We start from the raw sequence: 17,485 nt of genomic DNA, 5'->3' as shown, positions 1-17,485 counted from the left end.
CAAATATCTCGGCGAGACGTTCGATATCCACACCGGCGGGATCGATCATCGCGAGATTCACCACCCGAATGAGATCGCCCAGAATCAGGCGCATAATTGCTCCGAGCACAGCGGCGCCAATATCTGGATGCACAATAATTTCCTGATCGACCGGGCCGGCAAAATGTCGAAATCAAGCGGCGATTTCCTGCGACTGCAGGTGCTGATCGACAAGGGCATCCATCCCCTCGCCTATCGGCTGATGTGCCTACAGGCCCATTATCGCAGCGAACTGGAATTTACCTGGGAAAATCTGGTTGCAGCGCAGACCCGGTTGAAGCGGATGGTGATGGGCGTGGAGCGACTGTTGGAGAAAGCGGACGAACAGACAGCAGCGATAGAACATCCTGCCCTCATGCAATTGCGGGACAGGTTTGATGCCGCCCTCAGCGAAGATTTGAACAGTTCTAAATGCCTGCCGCTGCTGGAAGAATTGCTCGCACTGAAAAAACTGCCCGCGGAGCAAAGACTGGTTCTGCTGACGGAAATGGATTCAGTCATGGGTCTTCAGCTTTCATCCCTGACCCGCAAGGAACTGCGGGTCCGACCCGCAGGCGCAGCAATTGATGAATCCGACGTCGAAACAAAGCTCGACCAGCGCCAGAAAGCTAAATCGGAAAAAGACTTTGCCGCCGCCGATGCCATCCGCGATGAACTGACCACAAAAGGGGTGGAGCTTATGGACGGCGATCCGCTGCGCTGGGAATGGAGAATTGAAATATGACAAAAATAAAAGCCGCCATGGCCTCCCTCGTCCGACCGCTCGTCGAACCGCATTGCGGCGATCTTGATGTCACATGGTTCACCAGCACCGAAGAGGCGATGGCAATCGCGCCGCATGCCGAAATCGGCTGGTTCGACATGTATGACAAGGCGAAGATGGCCGAAATCATCTCCGCCGCGACCAGCCTCAAATGGCTCAACAGCATCTACGCGGGCGTCGAACATTTCCCGCTCGAACAGCTCAAGGCGCAGGGCACGATCCTGACCAATGGCGCCGGCCTCAACAGCGCGCCGATTGCCGAATTTGCGATCATGTTAATGTTGGCCGCGGCCAAGCGCATGGACGCAATCATCGACAATCAACGCCAGCACAACTGGCTGGAAACCCCGCCCGGAACAGCAGAAATTGATGACAGCAAGGCCCTGATCATCGGCTATGGCGGCATCGGCCAGCAGATCGCCAAGAAACTCTCCGGCTTTGACATTGACGTGACCGCTGTCCGGCGCACCGCGACCGGCGAAGCCAATGTCATCGGGCTCGACGACTGGCGCGACCGGCTGGGGGAATTTGACTGGATCTTTGTCTCGGCCCCCGCAACCAGTGACACGAAACATATGTTTGGCGCAGACGAGTTCGCCGCAATGAAATCCTCCGCCTGGCTGGTCAATGTCGCGCGTGGATCGCTGGTCGATCAGGATGCATTGCTTGCCGCCCTGAATGACAAGGTGATCGGCGGCGCCGCGCTCGACGTCACCGATCCCGAACCACTGCCAGCCGACCATCCATTGTGGGATGCACCCAATTGTATCATCACCATGCATTTGTCGGGAACTGCGCAAACCCGCATGTTCCAGCGTGCCGCAGCCCGCTTCGTCAAAAACCTGAAACGCTATCAGAATGGCGGCGAGATGATTGCTGTTGCTGATTTCGATCGCGGATATTGAGGGGTGACACTTCGACTATTTTAACTTATCAACCAAGAACATAGGGTAGAGTGAGTCTCATTTCTGAGGGGGATTGAGGGTCATTGGGGTCGTTGCCATTTACTCGTATAAGCACTGGTCATCACGATCAGGGAAGGACCCACATGACCAAAGCATCCGATCTGTTCATAGAATGTCTCGAAAACGAAGGCGTTGAATATATATTCGGCGTTCCCGGTGAAGAAAATCTCGACATGCTCGACAGCCTGTCCCGCTCCAAGAAAATCCAGCTCATCCTGACCCGTCACGAACAGGGTGCCGGCTTCATGGCTGCCACTTATGGACGGCATACCGGCAAGACCGGCGTTTGCATGGCAACATTGGGTCCCGGCGCGACCAACCTGGTAACCGCGGCCGCCTATGCCCAATTGGGCGGCATGCCGATCCTGATGGTTACCGGCCAGAAACCGATCAAGAAATCCAAACAGGGCCGTTTCCAGATTCTCGACGTGGTCGACATGATGGGGCCAATCACCAAATTCACGCACCAGCTGGCTTCTGCGGACAATATCCCGAGCCGCGTGCGCGAGGCAATCCGTCTGGCGGAAGAAGAAAAGCCCGGTGCCACCCATATCGAATTTCCGGAAGATATTGCGGACGAGGAAACCGATTCGACCCCGATCGCGCCCAGCCTGACCCGGCGGCCGGTTGCCGAGGCAAAAGCCGTCCGCGCCGCGACCAAGAAAATCGAAAATGCCAAATCCCCGATCATTGTCGTTGGCGGCGGTGCCAATCGGACCACCACCGGCCGCATGCTCACCCAATTTATCGAAAAGACCGGCATCCCCTTTGTCACCACCCAGCTCGGCAAGGGTGTGGTCGATGAAACCCACAAGGAATTCATGGGTTGCGCGGCACTATCGGCAAATGATTTTGTCCATCGCGCGATCGGCGCGGCGGATCTGATTATCAATGTCGGTCATGACGTGATCGAGAAGCCACCCTTCTTCATGGCCACCGGCAGCACCGAGGTCATCCACGTGTCGATGAACAGCGCCGAAGTCGATCCGGTCTATTTCCCGCAGATCGAGGTGATCGGCGATATCGGCAATGCGATCTGGCAGATGAAGGAAGATATTGTTCCGTCCGGCAGCTGGAATTTCGACGCGATGTACAAGGCGCGCCGGGCCGAGGAAGAACATACGGATTCAATGGACGATGATGTCCGTTGCCCAATCTATCCGCCCCACCTCGTCAAGGTGGTGCGCGAAGCGATGCCGGCTGACGGGATCATCTGTCTCGACAATGGCGTCTATAAAATCTGGTTCGCCCGCAACTACAAGGCGCGTCAGGCGAATACGGTATTGCTCGACAATGCGCTGGCGACAATGGGCGCCGGCCTGCCCTCTGCCATGGCTTCGGCGATGGTCTATCCCGACCGCAAGGTCATGGCGATTTGCGGCGATGGCGGCTTCATGATGAACAGCCAGGAAATGGAAACCGCAGTCCGGCTGAAACTCAACATCACCGTGCTGGTGCTGAACGACAACAGCTACGGCATGATCCGCTGGAAACAGGCGAACATGGGCTTCAAGGATTGGGGCCTGACCTATGGCAATCCCGATTTTGTCAAATATGCCGAAGCTTATGGTGCCAATGGCTACCGGATCACCAGCGCCAAGAACCTGCAGGAAACGATCGACAAATGCCTTAGCACCGAAGGCGTGCATCTGATCGAAGTTCCGGTCGATTATTCCGACAATGATCGCATTTTGAATCACGAGATCAAGGAACTCAGCGCGAAGGTGTGAGTGGGGGCCCTATGACCAAATTAAAAGACGTCTATCCGCTTTATCTCAACAATGAAGCGGTGCAGCCCAATACCGACCTGGAAGTCACCGACAAATATACCAATGAAGTCGCCTTCCGGACCGCATTGGCGACACCTGATGTGATCGAAGAAGCCATTGCAGGGGCAGTTTCTGCCACTGAACCGATGGCCAGAATGGCGAGTTACGAACGGCAGAATGTGCTGCAACATTGTGTTGACCGGTTCAAGGAGCGGTTCGATGAACTCGCCTATTCCCTGTGCGTCGAAGCCGGCAAGCCGATCAAGGACGCGGAAGGTGAAGTCGGACGTCTGATCGATACATTCCGTATCGCCGCCGAAGAATCCGTGCGCAATTACGGTGAAGTGCAGCCGCTGGATATTGCCGAACGGGCCAAGGGCTATATCGGAATGTGGAAACGCGTTCCGATCGGTCCGTGCAGTTTCATTTCGCCGTTCAACTTCCCGCTCAATCTGGCAGCGCACAAGATTGCACCAGCGATTGCCGTGGGTTGTCCTTTCGTGATGAAACCGGCCAGCAAAACACCGCTGGGCGCGATCATCATGGGCGAGGTTCTTGCCGAGACAAATCTGCCAAAAGGCGCCTTCTCGATCTTGCCCGCCAGCCGTGATGGCGCGGATCTGTTCACCGTCGATGAACGGTTGAAATTGCTGTCCTTCACCGGCTCACCGGGCGTGGGCTGGGATCTGAAGGCGAAGGCTGGCAAGAAACCGGTCATATTGGAACTCGGCGGCAATGCAGCCGTCATTGTCGACGCCGATGCCGATCTCGACGACGCACTCGAACGAATCATCTTTGGCGCATTCTATCAGTCTGGCCAAAGCTGCATCGGCGTGCAGCGGATCATCATTCATGAAAGCATCTACGACAGGTTCAGGGACATGCTGGTTGCCAGGACCAAAACACTGATCTCCGGCGATCCCAAGAAACGCGAAACCTTCATTGGTCCGATGATTTCCGAAGGCGAAGCAAGTCGCCTGCATGGCTGGATCGAAAGCGCGGTCACCGGTGGCGCAAAGCTCCTGTGTGGCGGCAATCGCAAGGGCAATATGCTCGAGGCGACGCTGCTGGAAAATGTCGACACCAGCGCCGACGCCTATCGCGAAGAAGCCTTCGGTCCACTCGCCCTGCTCTCGAAATTCAGTGATTTCGGTGCGGCGCTGGACGAAGTCAATGACAGCAAGTTCGGCCTGCAGGCAGGCATTTTCACGCGTGATCTGTTCAAGACGCTTGATGCCTGGGACCATCTCGATGTCGGCGGTGTGGTGATCAATGATGTGCCGTCCTATCGGGTAGACAATATGCCTTATGGCGGGGTCAAGGACAGCGGTCTGGGCCGCGAAGGCATAAGATTTGCGATGGAAGACATGACCGAAATCCGCAATCTGGTGATCCGGCGCAAGCCTGGCTAATCTTTCGGCCAACCGGCTGGGGAATAGCGACTTTGCTTGCGCGCATCATCAATGGGCCGATCGATAATTTTGTGACGGCGGTGTAGCCAGACCGGTTCACCGCCGCCGCAGCTTACCGGTCTCCACGCTGGCGATCATCCCGGCACAGCGTTGCCGGGCGCGATCCAAATTACAGACCGCCGACATCCCGAAGAATCAAGTAGATAGCGCCAGAGACCAGGGCCGCTGACCGTTGTCGATGCGCGCCACTATGCTTCCATTGCGGCACGCTTCAACCGGCAAGACCCTAAAAAATAAAAGAAATTGGTCGATTTTCGGTTGCATTGAACAGCAGATGAGGGATAGGTAAGCTTATCGTTAGAGTAAACGGCAGGGGTCGCGTCGTGCTGGATATGGGGACCGGTTTCAAAACCGGAATGGGCAACGATGCAAACGAAGAATAAAAAATCGTGGATACCCGGCTGGTCAGTACTGGCCGCTAGCCTATTCTGTTCGGCATTGCTCGGAATAGCATTGTTCGTGTCGACCATGGCAAGCACCGCTCCAGTAGAGGCAGCCACAGATGTTGCCAGCGGCACCTCCATGGGTGTGGCAACCTGTGGTGGATCGACCTGCCACGGGCGACAGGAAGCCGATGGCGAAATTGTCCGGCAGGACGAAATCATGCGCTGGCAGGAAGAATCCACGCCCGGTGGCGCGCATAGCCGTGCTTTCCGTGTCCTGCGCGAACCGCGCAGCATTGCGATCGCCAAGCGTCTCGGCATCAAGGATGCGGCCTCCGCATCCGAATGCCTCGGTTGTCACAGCACGGCAGCAGCAAGCAAGGGCCCGAGGTTTCAACTGAACGATGGCGTAGGCTGCGAATCCTGCCACGGCGCATCGTCCGGCTGGCTATCCAGCCACTATGCCGTGGGTGCCAACCATGCCCGCAATGTTTCTCAAGGACTGGTGCCATTGGACAATCCCAAGGCCCGGGCCAGCGTCTGCCTCGATTGTCATTTCGGCAGCGCCAAAAAGGGTCAATTTGTCGATCATCGGATCATGGCCGCCGGTCATCCGCGCATTTCATTCGAGATGGACCTGTTTTCCACCCTGCAGCAGCATCATGACGAGGATGTCGATTATGTCCGCCGCAAGGGCCGGACCAACAGCGTCCAGTTCTGGGCTGTGGGTCAGGCCATGGCACTGGAACGTTCGCTGAATCTGTTCAGCAAACCGGCCCTCGCCACCGAAGGTATTTTCCCCGAATTTTATTTTTACGACTGCCATAGCTGTCACCGCCGAATCTATGACGATCCGTCCGCTCGCCCGACATCGGCCAACAATCCCGGTCGATCGATCCCCGAAGGCATGCCGCCCTATAATGATGAGAATATGATCATGCTCAGCGCCGCGATCAAAGTGGCGGCACCGGACATTGCGGCTGAATTCGACAGCCGGTCCAAGGCGTTTCATGCCGCCATGGCACAAGGCCGCGGCCCTGCGGTCGAAGAGGCAGCCCGGTTGCGGCAATATGCGACGCAGCTCGCCGATCGCTTCTCCCGCGCCAGCTTTGGCAGGGACCAGACGTTCCAGATCATGGAAACCATCGCCGGTCAGGCGATATCGCCGCGCTTCACCGATTATGAGGGCAGCGTGCAGGCGGTCATGGCGATCGACACATTGCTCAATGGATTGGTCAACAGCGGTCAGGTCGGCGAATCCGCTGCCGCCAGCCTGCGCGGACAGATCAATGTCGCTTATGCTGCCGTCGACGAACCCAATGGCTATGAGCCGCTGAAGTTCCGCCGTGCGCTTGGTAGCGCCGTACGCACGATCCGGTCGCTCAGATAGAGGGTCTGATGATGCGCAAATCCTATATGACCTCTGCCATTTCCGCTGCGGCGCTGGTACTGACATCCTGTGGCGGTGGTGGTGGCAGCAATGATTTTGGCGGGACGCCATCGCCCTCGCCTGCTCCGTCACCGGCGCCAACGCCGCCGCCAACGGGACTGGGCGGCCTGTTTACGGCACCGGCACAGCGCGCTTTGACAGTGACCGATGTGCAAACGATCATTGCCCAGGCGGTCGGTGAAGCACAGGCCCGTAATCTACCATCGGTGATCGCCGTGGTCGATCGGGTCGGCAATGTGCTCGCCGTGTTCGACATGAAGGGTTCGAACAAAGGCTTGCCTGAGGTAACCGTCAGTTCCCTGCAAATTGGCGGCGTCGCCGGACCGGGCGATACGATAGGATTGCAGGGCGTGAAGATCCCGGCAACGACAGCAGCTATCGCCAAGGCCATCACCGGCGCCTATCTATCCAGCGGCGGCAACGCCTTTTCTACCCGGACAGCCAGTCAGATTGCACAAGAACATTTCCCGCCGGCACCGACCACCGTCGGCCTGGAAAGCGGGCCGCTGTTCGGTGTCCAGTTCAGCCAGCTGCCCTGCTCGGATCTGTCCCAGCGGTTCAAATCCATGGGCGGTGTGGGATCACTGATTGGACCAAAAAGGTCACCGCTCGGCCTGTCCGCCGATCCCGGCGGCTTGCCGCTTTACAAAGATGGGGTTGTGGTCGGCGGCATCGGTGTCATGGGCGACGGCGATTATGGCCTGGATGACAATATCCTCGATGTTGATGTCGATGAAGAAGAGGCCATCGCCCTCGCCGGAATACAGGGTTTTGCACCGCCCGCGTCCATTACCGCCAACCGGATATCGGTAGACGGCACCTCCTTGCGGTTTAGCGATATGGTGGTCTCTGATCTGTCACCGCTGCAAAACAATTTTGCCGCCATAAACAACATGACCATTGGCGCAGTTGTGCCTGTTAAGGGCTATTCCGACGGCGCGATCATCGCCGGCACCGCTTATGGTACCGAAGCATCCGGCATCCGCGCATCGACCACAGCCGAGTTCAAAAACCGCGATGCCTTTGTGCTGACCGATGGTGCCGGCAAAAACCGCTATCCTATCCGTGGCGGTACTGATGCCGCGGCGGTGACCACCCCGCTGACGGAGACTGAAGTCCGAGCGATTCTGGAAGAAGCCTTCATCATCTTCAGCCGGGCAAGAGCGCAAATTCGCCAACCGCTGGACAGCCGGATGCAGGCAACCGTGAGCGTGGTCGATACCCATGGCCAGATTCTGGGCATCGTGCGTACCCCGGACGGCCCGATTTTCGGCACCGATGTTTCGCTGCAAAAGGCACGAACGGCGACATTTTTCTCCAACACAATCGCGGCCCAGCAATTGCTCGCCACGCCGGTGTTCCGTACGCCAGCGACTCCACCCTTCGCCAACGTGCCAGCCTATGTGCAGCGTGTACGCAATTTTCTGGGTGATCCCAATGCCCTGACCGGCACGGTCGCCTTTGCCGATCGTTCGGGCGGCAATCTTTCCCGGCCCTATTTTCCGGATGGCGAGATCGGGCGTCCTCCCGGTCCGCTGTCGGTCGAACAGTCGGCAAAATTCAGCCCGTTTGCGGTCGGCTTGCAGCTTGATCTGGTCCTTCCCAATATTGTGAAACATTTGGCATTTGTCGGGTCCAATGGCGCCGATACAGAACAGCGCTGCACGCAACTGCCTGCCATAGCCAATACGCCCGGCCATGTCCGCCTTGCCAACGGTATGCAGATTTTCCCGGGCAGCGTGCCGATCTATCGCGGTGACAAGCTCATCGGCGGCGTCGGCGTCTCCGGCGATGGCATTGATCAGGACGATATGGCCAGCTTCCTCGGACTGAACAATGCCGGCAAGCGCGTTGGCGGCATCGGCAATGCCCCCAAAGCAATTCGGGCCGACAATGTCGTTGTCGATCTTGGCAATGCCAATGTCCGGCTCCGTTATGTGAACTGCCCCTTTGCGCCGTTCCTTGACAGCAATGAACAAAATGTTTGCGAGGGGCTGTAGGACGGATGGCAGGACTCTCAGCCTCTTTTGTACCGATCCTGGCGGTGATGTCCGGACAGGCCGAGCAGCTGGAGGCGCAGCGAGCCTCTGTCGATGCCATGGAAGCCTCTCTGACCGCTCTGCTCGCCGGGGAAAGATTCGACCGGAAAATGTCAAAATCTGTCGATTTTGGTACAGAAACGGGCATGGGCGGACCAGATTTGGACGCAGAAGAGGCAGAAAAGGACGAAAAAACAGCCGCTGATCCCTCTACCCTGGAAGATGCTTCCAATTCTTCCGATTTGGAGCAATTCGAAACCCCTGATCCTCCGGAAATGGACGTTGATAGCCTGGCAGCCGATGACGCCCTGATCGATGGCCGGCGTCGGCCGGGTGTACAGAAAGAATTGCCGGATCCGGTGACCCAGAACAACCCCGGCGCGGTCCGTGCGCCGCCGCCCGAAGCCTTTCCAACCGACGAATTTCCGGTCCCCGATCGCTGGCGTATCATGCAGAGTCTGTGCCCGGCAAAGGGCGGCGATGAATCAATCTATACTTTGTTCGGAGCCTTGCGGAACAATTGTCACAGCACGCTCAATCCCTATAATCAGAACGTACTCAAGGGCGACAAGCCAATCCCGGCCGACAAAAAGCCCGGCTTTCTCAAGGGCGATGACTGGTTCTTCGTCGCCAATGTGATTTCCGATACGGTGATCGAACCGCGCAGTTTTCCGATTCCCGTTGGCGTGCAAACCACCGAGCGCCCGAACAGCATCGATGTGTTCGGACGATCCGGTTCGGAAGTCTATGCCCAGACGTTCATCACCGGCTTTGCCCTGATCAAGGGATCAACCGCCTATAAACCGCCGGACGTGGAATATCGTCTGACCTTGGCGGCCCAGGTCAATCATGTGAATGTGCCGGAACGCCGGGTGCTGTTCGTCGAGCCTTCCAAATCCTCGCACCGCACCGACTGGTTTGTCGGCGTGCAAGAGGCATTTTTCGATTATCATATCCGCAACACGTCGGCGCGCTATGATTTCGACAGCTTCCGTATCGGTATCCAGCCGATGCAGGCGGATTTCCGCGGATTTCTGTTTCAGGACAACCAGCTTGGCGTCCGCCTTTTCGGTACCCGCGACAACAACCGGGTCCAATATAATCTCGGGGCCTTTGTCCAGCTGGAAAAAGATACCAATTCCGGTCTCAACGACATCACCCAGACCCCGCGCGAAAGCTATATTTTCTTCGCCAATCTCTACCGGCAGGATTTGCCCTTCGTCGGTCTGACCAGCCAGTTCAGCCTGACCTATAATATGAATCGCGAACGGTCCGATGTCGAGATTGATACCAACGGCTTTCCGGTCCGTCCGGCGCTGCTCGGCGACCTCCGGGGCCGCGCCTATGATGTCGTTTATCCCGGCTATGCCTTTGATGGCCGGATCGGACGGATCAATCTCACCGGTCAGGTTTACGGCGCTTTTGGCGAGGACCGGAACAGCTTCTTCACCAGCGAACCAGCAAAAATCGCCGCTTATTTTGGCGCTGTGGAAGCCAGCTATGATGTCGACTTCCTGCGCTTCCGCGCCTCCGGCCTGTTCGCCAGCGGAGACGGCAATCCCTATAATAATACCGAATCGGGTTTTGATGCGATATTCGAGAACCCGATTTTTGCCGGAGCGGACACAAGCTACTGGATCCGACAGACTATCCCGTTCGCAGGCGGCGGCAGGGTGATTTCGATCAACGGCCGCAATGGCATTCTCAATAGCCTCCGATCCTCCAAGGAACAGGGGCAAAGCAATTTCAACAATCCGGGCACGATATTGGCCGGCGTTGGCGTCGATGCCGATCTGACCCCTGCGCTCCGGCTTTCCGGCAATGCCAATCATCTCTGGTTCCACAAGACAGAGAGCCTTGAAGCGTTGCGGGTAGAAGGCTCAATTCCCAGGGATATCGGTTGGGATCTGTCGCTAGCTGCGATCTACCGTCCGAAATCGACGCAAAATATGGTATTCCGCTTGTCCGGCGCGGCTTTGATACCCGGAAAAGGATTCAAGGATTTGTTCGATAAGACAGACAAGCGGGACTTCCACTATTCGATATTACTCAATGCGATATTGGCTTTCTGAGATGGTGATAGACGGAACATTTAGTCGGTTTTCCCGCAATGGCCGTTTCATCAACGTCCGCGCGCGCGCGGGCATTGCAGCTTTGTTTCTGGCCGGCCTGTTTGCCGTACTCAGCCCCACTGTCCTGTTTGCCGCCGGCGACGAGAAACCACAAAAGGTCGAATATAGATTCACGCCCCCTGCCCCGCAAAACCAGACCTGGGACGAAGCGGAGGCGCAGAGCGTTGGCTGTCAGAGCTGCCATACCGATTCCGACCAGAAGACCATGCATGAAACTCCCGCCGTGGTTCTGGGTTGCGTGGATTGTCATGGTGGTGATGCTTCGGTTGTCGGTGACAACAAATGGGGCAAGAATAGCCTCGCCTATATGGATGCGCTGACCAAAGCGCATGTTCTGCCCAAATATCCGGAAAGCTGGCACTGGCCTTCTTCCGCCAATCCCAAGCGCAGCTATGGACTGCTGAACAAGGAATCGCCGGAATTTGTGCGCTTTGTCAATCCGTCGGATTATCGGGTCGCGCGCGAATCCTGCGGTGCCTGCCATATGGATATCATCGAGGCTTCGGAGCGATCGCTGATGGCGACCGGTGCCATGCTCTGGGGAGGTGCCGCTTATAACAACGGCATTGTACCGTTCAAAAATTACGTGTTTGGCGAGGCCTACACCCGCACAGGCGAAGCTGCGACGATCAAGTCGCCCGGCAATCCACACGGCACGGTAACCGACGCCCAGAAGAAACGCGGCGCACTTCCGATTCTTTATCCCTTGCCGACCTGGCACACGGTTCCACCGGGCGATATTTTCCGCGTGTTCGAGCGCGGTGGTCGCAATATCAACACCCAGTTCCCGGAAATCGGACTGCCCAATATTGGCGGCATCATCCAGCGACTGGAAGAACCCGGACGCCCTGATCTCAAACAGTCCAATCGCGGCCCGGGAACCGGCCTGCGCGTCGCCATTCCGGTGCTAAATATCCACAAGACCCGGCTCAATGATCCGTTCATGTGGTTCATGGGCACCAATGACCAGCCGGGCGACTATCGCCAGTCCGGCTGCGCCGGCTGCCACGTTGTCTACGCCAATGACCGCGAGCCGCGGCATAGTTCGATCTGGGCCAAATATGGCCGTGACGGTCAGACACAGACTGTCGATCCGACCATCAGAAACCTGAAAGAGGGCGAACATCGCTTCGCCAGCTTTGGTACCTATGATGCTTCCCACGGTGCAAAAGGCGCCCATGGCGAAGACGCTGCGCCAGCTGCAGAAGCGCATGGTGACGAAGCGGACCATGGCGATGATCATGCCACTGAGACGGATCCTGCGAAACGCGAAAAGGGGCATCCGATACAACATGCCTTCACCCGGGCCATCCCGACCGCCCAGTGCATGAACTGCCACATGCACCAGCCGAATATCTTCCTGAACAGCTATCTTGGCTACACCATGTGGGACTATGAATCGGACGCGCCCTATATGTGGCCCGGTCCGGACAATAAAACTCCCAAACCGGAAGGCATGAGTGACGAAGAATATCAGAAGACATATAAACAGCAGAAATATCCCGATGCGGAAGAAGTCCGCAAGGTGCTCGACAGAAACCCGGAAGGGGCTGCGCCCAAGGGGCTGTGGGCCGACATTGATTTCCTGCGTAATGTTTACGACCTCAACAGCGAAGCCAAGGACACGCAATTTGCCGACTATCACGGCCATGGCTGGAATTTCCGGGCCGTTCTGAAACGTGACCGCGATGGCAATCTGCTCGACGCCGAGGGCAATCAGGCAAGTTACGGCACCGATACCGATAATATCGTCGCCAATGATGATCCGGAGAAATTCCGCAAGAAAGGCGAAGGCAAGTTCGTCGAAGTGGGGATCAATCCCGGCAAATCGGTCCATATGATGAGCATCCATGCCGAAGTGGGCATGCAATGCGCCGATTGCCATTTTGCGCAGGATAGCCATGGTAATGGCCTGATCTACGGCGAAGTTGCCAATGCGGTCGAAATCAACTGCAAGGATTGTCACGGTACCGCCGATGCCTATCCGACCCTGCTGACCAGCAATCTGGCGGCGCGACCCAAAGGCAGCAATCTTGGCCTGCTGCGCAATGCCAATGGCGAGCGGCGCTTCGAGTGGTTCAAGGACCCCGATGGCAAGCGCGTGCTGATCCAGCGGTCCATCGTCGATCCAGAACTCAGCTGGCGCGTCAGTCTGGTCAAAAACAGCGTTGATCGTTCGCACCCTGATTTCAACCTCAAGGCGGCACGGGCGAAGCTTATGTCGAAAAGCGGAGCAGAAACGGGCAAATATGCATTCGGTAGCGGCGTTGCGAAAGACGATCGGGCGCATAAAGACGAAAATATGGTCTGCTTCACCTGTCATCTCAGCTGGACAACGAGCTGTGGTGGCTGCCATTTGCCGATCGAGGCGAACTGGAAAGCAGACAGCCACAAATATGAAGGTGGCACGACGCGGAACTATGCGACTTACAATCCGCAGGTCGCCCGTGATCAGATGTTCCAGCTGGGCCGCCATCAGACCAGCAAGGGCAATGTCATTGCCCCGGTCCGTTCGACCTCGGCCTTGATCCTGTCCTCGACCAACATCAATCGCGAACGCATCTATGTGCAACAGCCACCAATTTCCGGCATCGGCTTTTCATCACAGGCCTTCGCCCCGCATTTCCCGCACACCGTGCGGAAAACCGAGACCAAGCAATGTTCCGATTGTCACGTCAGCGAGGCCAATGATAATAATGCAATCATGGCGCAAACGCTGTTGCAGGGGACGAATTTCGTCAACTTCGTCGGACTCCACGCCTGGGTCGGCCTGGAAAAGGGCTTTGAAGCGGTCCGGGTTACGGAATGGGATGAACCACAGGCGGTCATCGGCTCCTACCTGCAAAAATATGCCTATCCCGATTATTGGCGGATGCATGTTGAGGATCATGACCGGGAGCTGATCGACTGGGTGCGCGGAGAACGGCTCGACAAGAATTTTTCCGGCGAAACCAAGGCGCTCGAAGAATTCAAGAATGTCGTTCAGGGAACGGGCGACGCAGTCCGCTGTCTGCAGCTGCGCGGCGAATATATGTTTGTGGCGGAAGGCAAAGGCGGTTTCCGTGCCTATGATGTTGCCTCGATTGGCAACAAGGGCTTTTCGGAACGCATCATCAAGGCACCATTCTCATCGCTTGGTCATGATACTCATGTCGATACCAAAAATGCGACCTGCATGGCGCTGGCTACCAACCAGCCGATTGCACCGACGCGCAACACCAAGGAACTGCGGGAAGTCAACGAGGAACAGGCTTTCCATCCGATCTATAATTATGCGGTAATCACCGATAGCGAAGAAGGCCTGATCCTGGTCAATATCAACACATTGGCCGATGGTGAATTCCGTAACAATTTCTTCAAGCGCAGCCTGACCTGGAATGAAGGCGGGGTACTTGATGGAGCACAGCATATCACGCTGGCTGGCCATTATGCCTATATTACCACCGCTGCGGGACTGACCCTGATTGATCTGGATGATCCGCTGAAACCCCGTCACGTCATCACAATTCCGATGACCGACGCCCGGGCTTCGGCGCTGCAATTCCGTTATCTTTGGGTGACCGATGCCGATGGTGTGAAGCTATTCAATGTTACCGATATGGAAAAGCCTGTTGCAGTGCCGTCAGGAACGATTCCGCTGCGCAACGCCCGGCGCCTTTATCTCGCTCGAACCTACGCCTATATCGCGGCAAAGGACGAAGGTCTGGTGATTGCGAATATCACGCGACCGGAAGCGCCAGTGATCTACCGGAAAGAAACCTTCGGTGGTGTCATGAACGATGCAGAGGATGTGATCGTTGGGTCGACCAACGCCACGCTGTTTGCCTATGTTGCCGACGGTCGCAACGGGCTGAAGGTAATCCAGTTGACCACGCCCGATAGCCAGAAAAACTTTTATGGTTTCTCACCGGCACCGAAGCCTGAACTGATAGCATTTGCCCGCACCCCGAAACCGGCCCTGGCGTTGTCCAAGGGTCTGGATCGTGACCGGGCGGTGGATGAGACCGGCGGACAGATGGCGGTCTTCGGACGACTGGGCTCTCGACCGTTCACCCGCAGTGAAATGCAGCGCTTCTACCTGAACAGCAAGGGCGAGCCCTATTTCGTCAAGGATGAGCCAGATATTGCAGACTGGATCGGACCGGTTCCGCCGTTGCTTGCCAAACCACAGAAATGATCGGGGGCCGGGCTATTAAACAGCGCCGACCCCCTGTCCCCCAATAAGCAACTCGGGGGAATTCATGACCCTGCGCACTTGGTCGCAGGGTTTTAACTGTATAAATTATGCTGCGATTGGATCAGCAGTTGCCGTCTATCGCGCGACCGGCCAATGCACCGACTGCTCCGCCGATGATCGTGCCTTCGGTCTTGCTACCGCGACCGGCGATTTCGTTGCCGAGCAGGCCACCGGCGATCGCGCCGATAATCGTGCCGCCGGTTCCACGGTCACAACCACGATAGCGGCTATCGCTATAGTTGCGATTGTCACGGTAGCTGCGCTGGTCACGATAGTCGCGACGGTCCCGGTAGCGATTATCCCGATAGCGGTCGCCGCGATAGGTATCACCACGCCGATATTCGCGATATCCGTTGCCACGCGCCTGCTCGTAATATCCGCCATTATAATAGCCGCCGCGCGCTTCTGCTGGCGCTGCAAAAGCCATGGTTCCAATGGCTGTGGCTGAAATTACCAAACTTCCCAAAATTTTGCTGATCATCTCTTCTACTCCAAAAGAATTTCTCGAAACCCAAATCAATTTCTGTCCAACGAGTGTCGGTTTAGGACCGCTGGCTTGACCGGAGACTGAATGGCAGCTTTATCTCAGGTTCATATTCAACACCTTTTTCCTGAATGAAACTCGGCGTAGCACAAGGACTAGCGTTTTAAGTCATTGCTGGTTTTGATCCCGTCCGATAGCAATTGATGCAAATAGCGCAGAGGAAAAATGATGAAATTGATCGGCAAGACAGCAGCGATAACGGGCGGCACGGCGGGCATTGGTCGCGGGATTGCCGAGGCATTTCTGGCTGAGGGAGCGAATGTCGCGTTGTTTGCGCGGAATCCGGAAAAAGGTGCTGAAGTTGTCGCGGAACTGGATGTTGGCGACCGGGCGATCTTCATTGCCGGGGATGTGATGGAGCAGGATCAGGTCGAGGGGTTTATTGACCAGACCGTCCAGCATTTCGGAGCTATTGACATTCTTGTTAATAATGCCGGCGGCGCCGGTGATCTCGCGCCTTTGGTCGATCTGACCGACGAAGCCTTTGATATGGCTATGAAATGGAACATCTATTCCACCTTCTGGGCAACCCGCCGGGCGCTGAAACCGATGATCGCGCAGCAATGGGGCCGGGTGATCAACATCAGCTCGACCGAAGGCAAGATGGGCAAGCCGACCTTCGCGCCCTATACGATCGCCAAGCACGGCATCAACGGCATGACCAAGGCAGTGGCGCAAGAAGTTGGCACTTCGGGTGTCACGGTCAACGCGATCTGCCCCGGACTGATCCTGACCGACCTGATCATGCAGGGCGGACCGGCCACGGCGGCGGGCCTGGGCATGACCTTTGACGAGATGATCGACATGTTTTCCCAGGAAAGCGCGCTCAAACGTCCGGGCAAGGTCGAGGAAGTTGCGGCGATGGCGGTGCTGCTGGCATCGGACGCCGGCGCAGGCATTACCGGAGGGACGCTGAGCGTCGACGGCGGGACATCGCAATATTGATGCTGATTGACCCGCGCCGCTGGGCCCGGATCATCACGGGATAAGCCAGGATTCTAGTTGGCTTTTGCCGCAACCGGGTTGGTGACCCTAGCCTTGCAGGCCGAGACTAACTGGCGAATGGGTTGCAGTGATCCGGCGAGATCGACAGAAAAGCGGTTCCCGTCAATCTTCAGGAACGCGCGTTTGCCATTGGCAAGCTTTTCAAACAGCGGATTGTGGGCATCGAGAACCAGATTGGGCATGTTGAAATCATTATTGCCGATTTTCAGCGAACCAATCTGCCCGAGCAATCCTTGCGACCGGTCGTTGTCGACCCGGATGGTAAAGCCAAACTGGTCATCCGGGCGCAGATCGACCGTGGTTGCGTTCAATATTACGGTTACGGGATAGGTCGGCGCTACTTTTTGATTCTGGGTGACGATATTGGCTTTTCGGCCGCAGGAAAACTGCCAGAGGAAATTGTCGGTATTGGGGGAACCATAGACCACGCTTGGCTGACCCTTGTCCGAATAGGTCCATGACATATTGAAGGCCTGGCCGACATCCGGAAACACCGCCAGCCTGGGTTGATAATCCTTGTTGGCCGAAGCGGCTGCTGCCTTCTCCAGTCGTTTGGGACTGGCCTGACCCGGCTGCGACCCTGTGGCAGCGGACGCTTTGCCGAGCGGCGCACGGGCCTGGGCGAGCGACGCCCCGCCTGCACAGAGAAAGGTCAATGAGAGCAGATAGATAGCGGTTGTTTTCATG

Annotated in this window: 10 protein-coding genes and 1 pseudogene; 9 read left to right on the top strand and 2 right to left on the bottom strand. The window is 56.8% G+C overall.

The window, feature by feature from the left end; all coding sequences use genetic code 11:
• The 8 genes and pseudogenes from V7665_RS11190 to V7665_RS11155 all read left to right on the top strand — a co-directional run.
• A pseudogene (locus tag V7665_RS11190) lies at window positions 1-763 on the top strand (cysteine--tRNA ligase); the annotation flags it as partial.
• Window positions 760-1,707 carry a D-2-hydroxyacid dehydrogenase gene (locus V7665_RS11185; RefSeq protein WP_335664621.1) on the top strand — a complete coding sequence of 316 codons (948 nt, stop codon included), beginning with the start codon at window positions 760-762 and terminating at the stop codon, window positions 1,705-1,707. The pseudogene V7665_RS11190 and the gene V7665_RS11185, both read left to right, overlap by 4 nt.
• Window positions 1,708-1,850: 143 nt before the next feature.
• Entirely contained in the window at window positions 1,851-3,497 is a 1,647-nt protein-coding gene (locus V7665_RS11180; protein WP_335664620.1) for an acetolactate synthase large subunit, read from the top strand.
• Between the two features lie 11 nt (window positions 3,498-3,508).
• Window positions 3,509-4,948: an aldehyde dehydrogenase family protein gene (locus V7665_RS11175; RefSeq protein ID WP_335664619.1), complete on the top strand. Its 1,440-nt coding sequence runs from the start codon at window positions 3,509-3,511 to the stop codon at window positions 4,946-4,948.
• 426 nt (window positions 4,949-5,374) lie between these two features.
• Window positions 5,375-6,781, top strand: a complete 1,407-nt coding sequence (locus tag V7665_RS11170) for a multiheme c-type cytochrome (protein WP_442955215.1) — start codon at window positions 5,375-5,377, stop codon at window positions 6,779-6,781.
• An 11-nt stretch (window positions 6,782-6,792) separates the two neighbouring features.
• Window positions 6,793-8,841, top strand: a complete 2,049-nt coding sequence (locus V7665_RS11165; RefSeq protein WP_335664622.1) for a heme-binding protein — start codon at window positions 6,793-6,795, stop codon at window positions 8,839-8,841.
• A gap of 314 nt (window positions 8,842-9,155) precedes the next feature.
• Window positions 9,156-10,952 (top strand): hypothetical protein, encoded by a 1,797-nt coding sequence (locus V7665_RS11160; RefSeq protein WP_442955216.1) that lies wholly within the window; start codon window positions 9,156-9,158, stop codon window positions 10,950-10,952.
• A 1-nt stretch (window position 10,953) separates the two neighbouring features.
• Complete coding sequence (locus tag V7665_RS11155) at window positions 10,954-15,189, top strand: hypothetical protein (protein WP_335664617.1); 4,236 nt, start codon at window positions 10,954-10,956, stop codon at window positions 15,187-15,189.
• 121 nt (window positions 15,190-15,310) lie between these two features.
• Here the strand turns inward: V7665_RS11155 and V7665_RS11150 are convergent, their stop codons facing one another.
• On the bottom strand, window positions 15,311-15,730 hold the full coding sequence (locus V7665_RS11150; protein WP_335664616.1) for a glycine zipper 2TM domain-containing protein: 420 nt from the start codon (window positions 15,728-15,730) through the stop codon (window positions 15,311-15,313).
• Window positions 15,731-15,958: 228 nt separating this feature from the next.
• Between V7665_RS11150 and V7665_RS11145 the strand changes: the two genes are divergently transcribed.
• Window positions 15,959-16,738: an SDR family NAD(P)-dependent oxidoreductase gene (locus tag V7665_RS11145; protein WP_335664615.1), complete on the top strand. Its 780-nt coding sequence runs from the start codon at window positions 15,959-15,961 to the stop codon at window positions 16,736-16,738.
• A gap of 53 nt (window positions 16,739-16,791) precedes the next feature.
• Here the strand turns inward: V7665_RS11145 and V7665_RS11140 are convergent.
• Window positions 16,792-17,485 (bottom strand): hypothetical protein (locus V7665_RS11140; RefSeq protein WP_335664614.1); only part of this gene is annotated, 694 nt, incomplete at its 5' end.

The organism is Parasphingorhabdus sp., from assembly GCF_036964675.1.
Lineage (GTDB): Bacteria > Pseudomonadota > Alphaproteobacteria > Sphingomonadales > Sphingomonadaceae > Parasphingorhabdus.
This window is presented reverse-complemented; position numbering and strand designations above follow the sequence as displayed.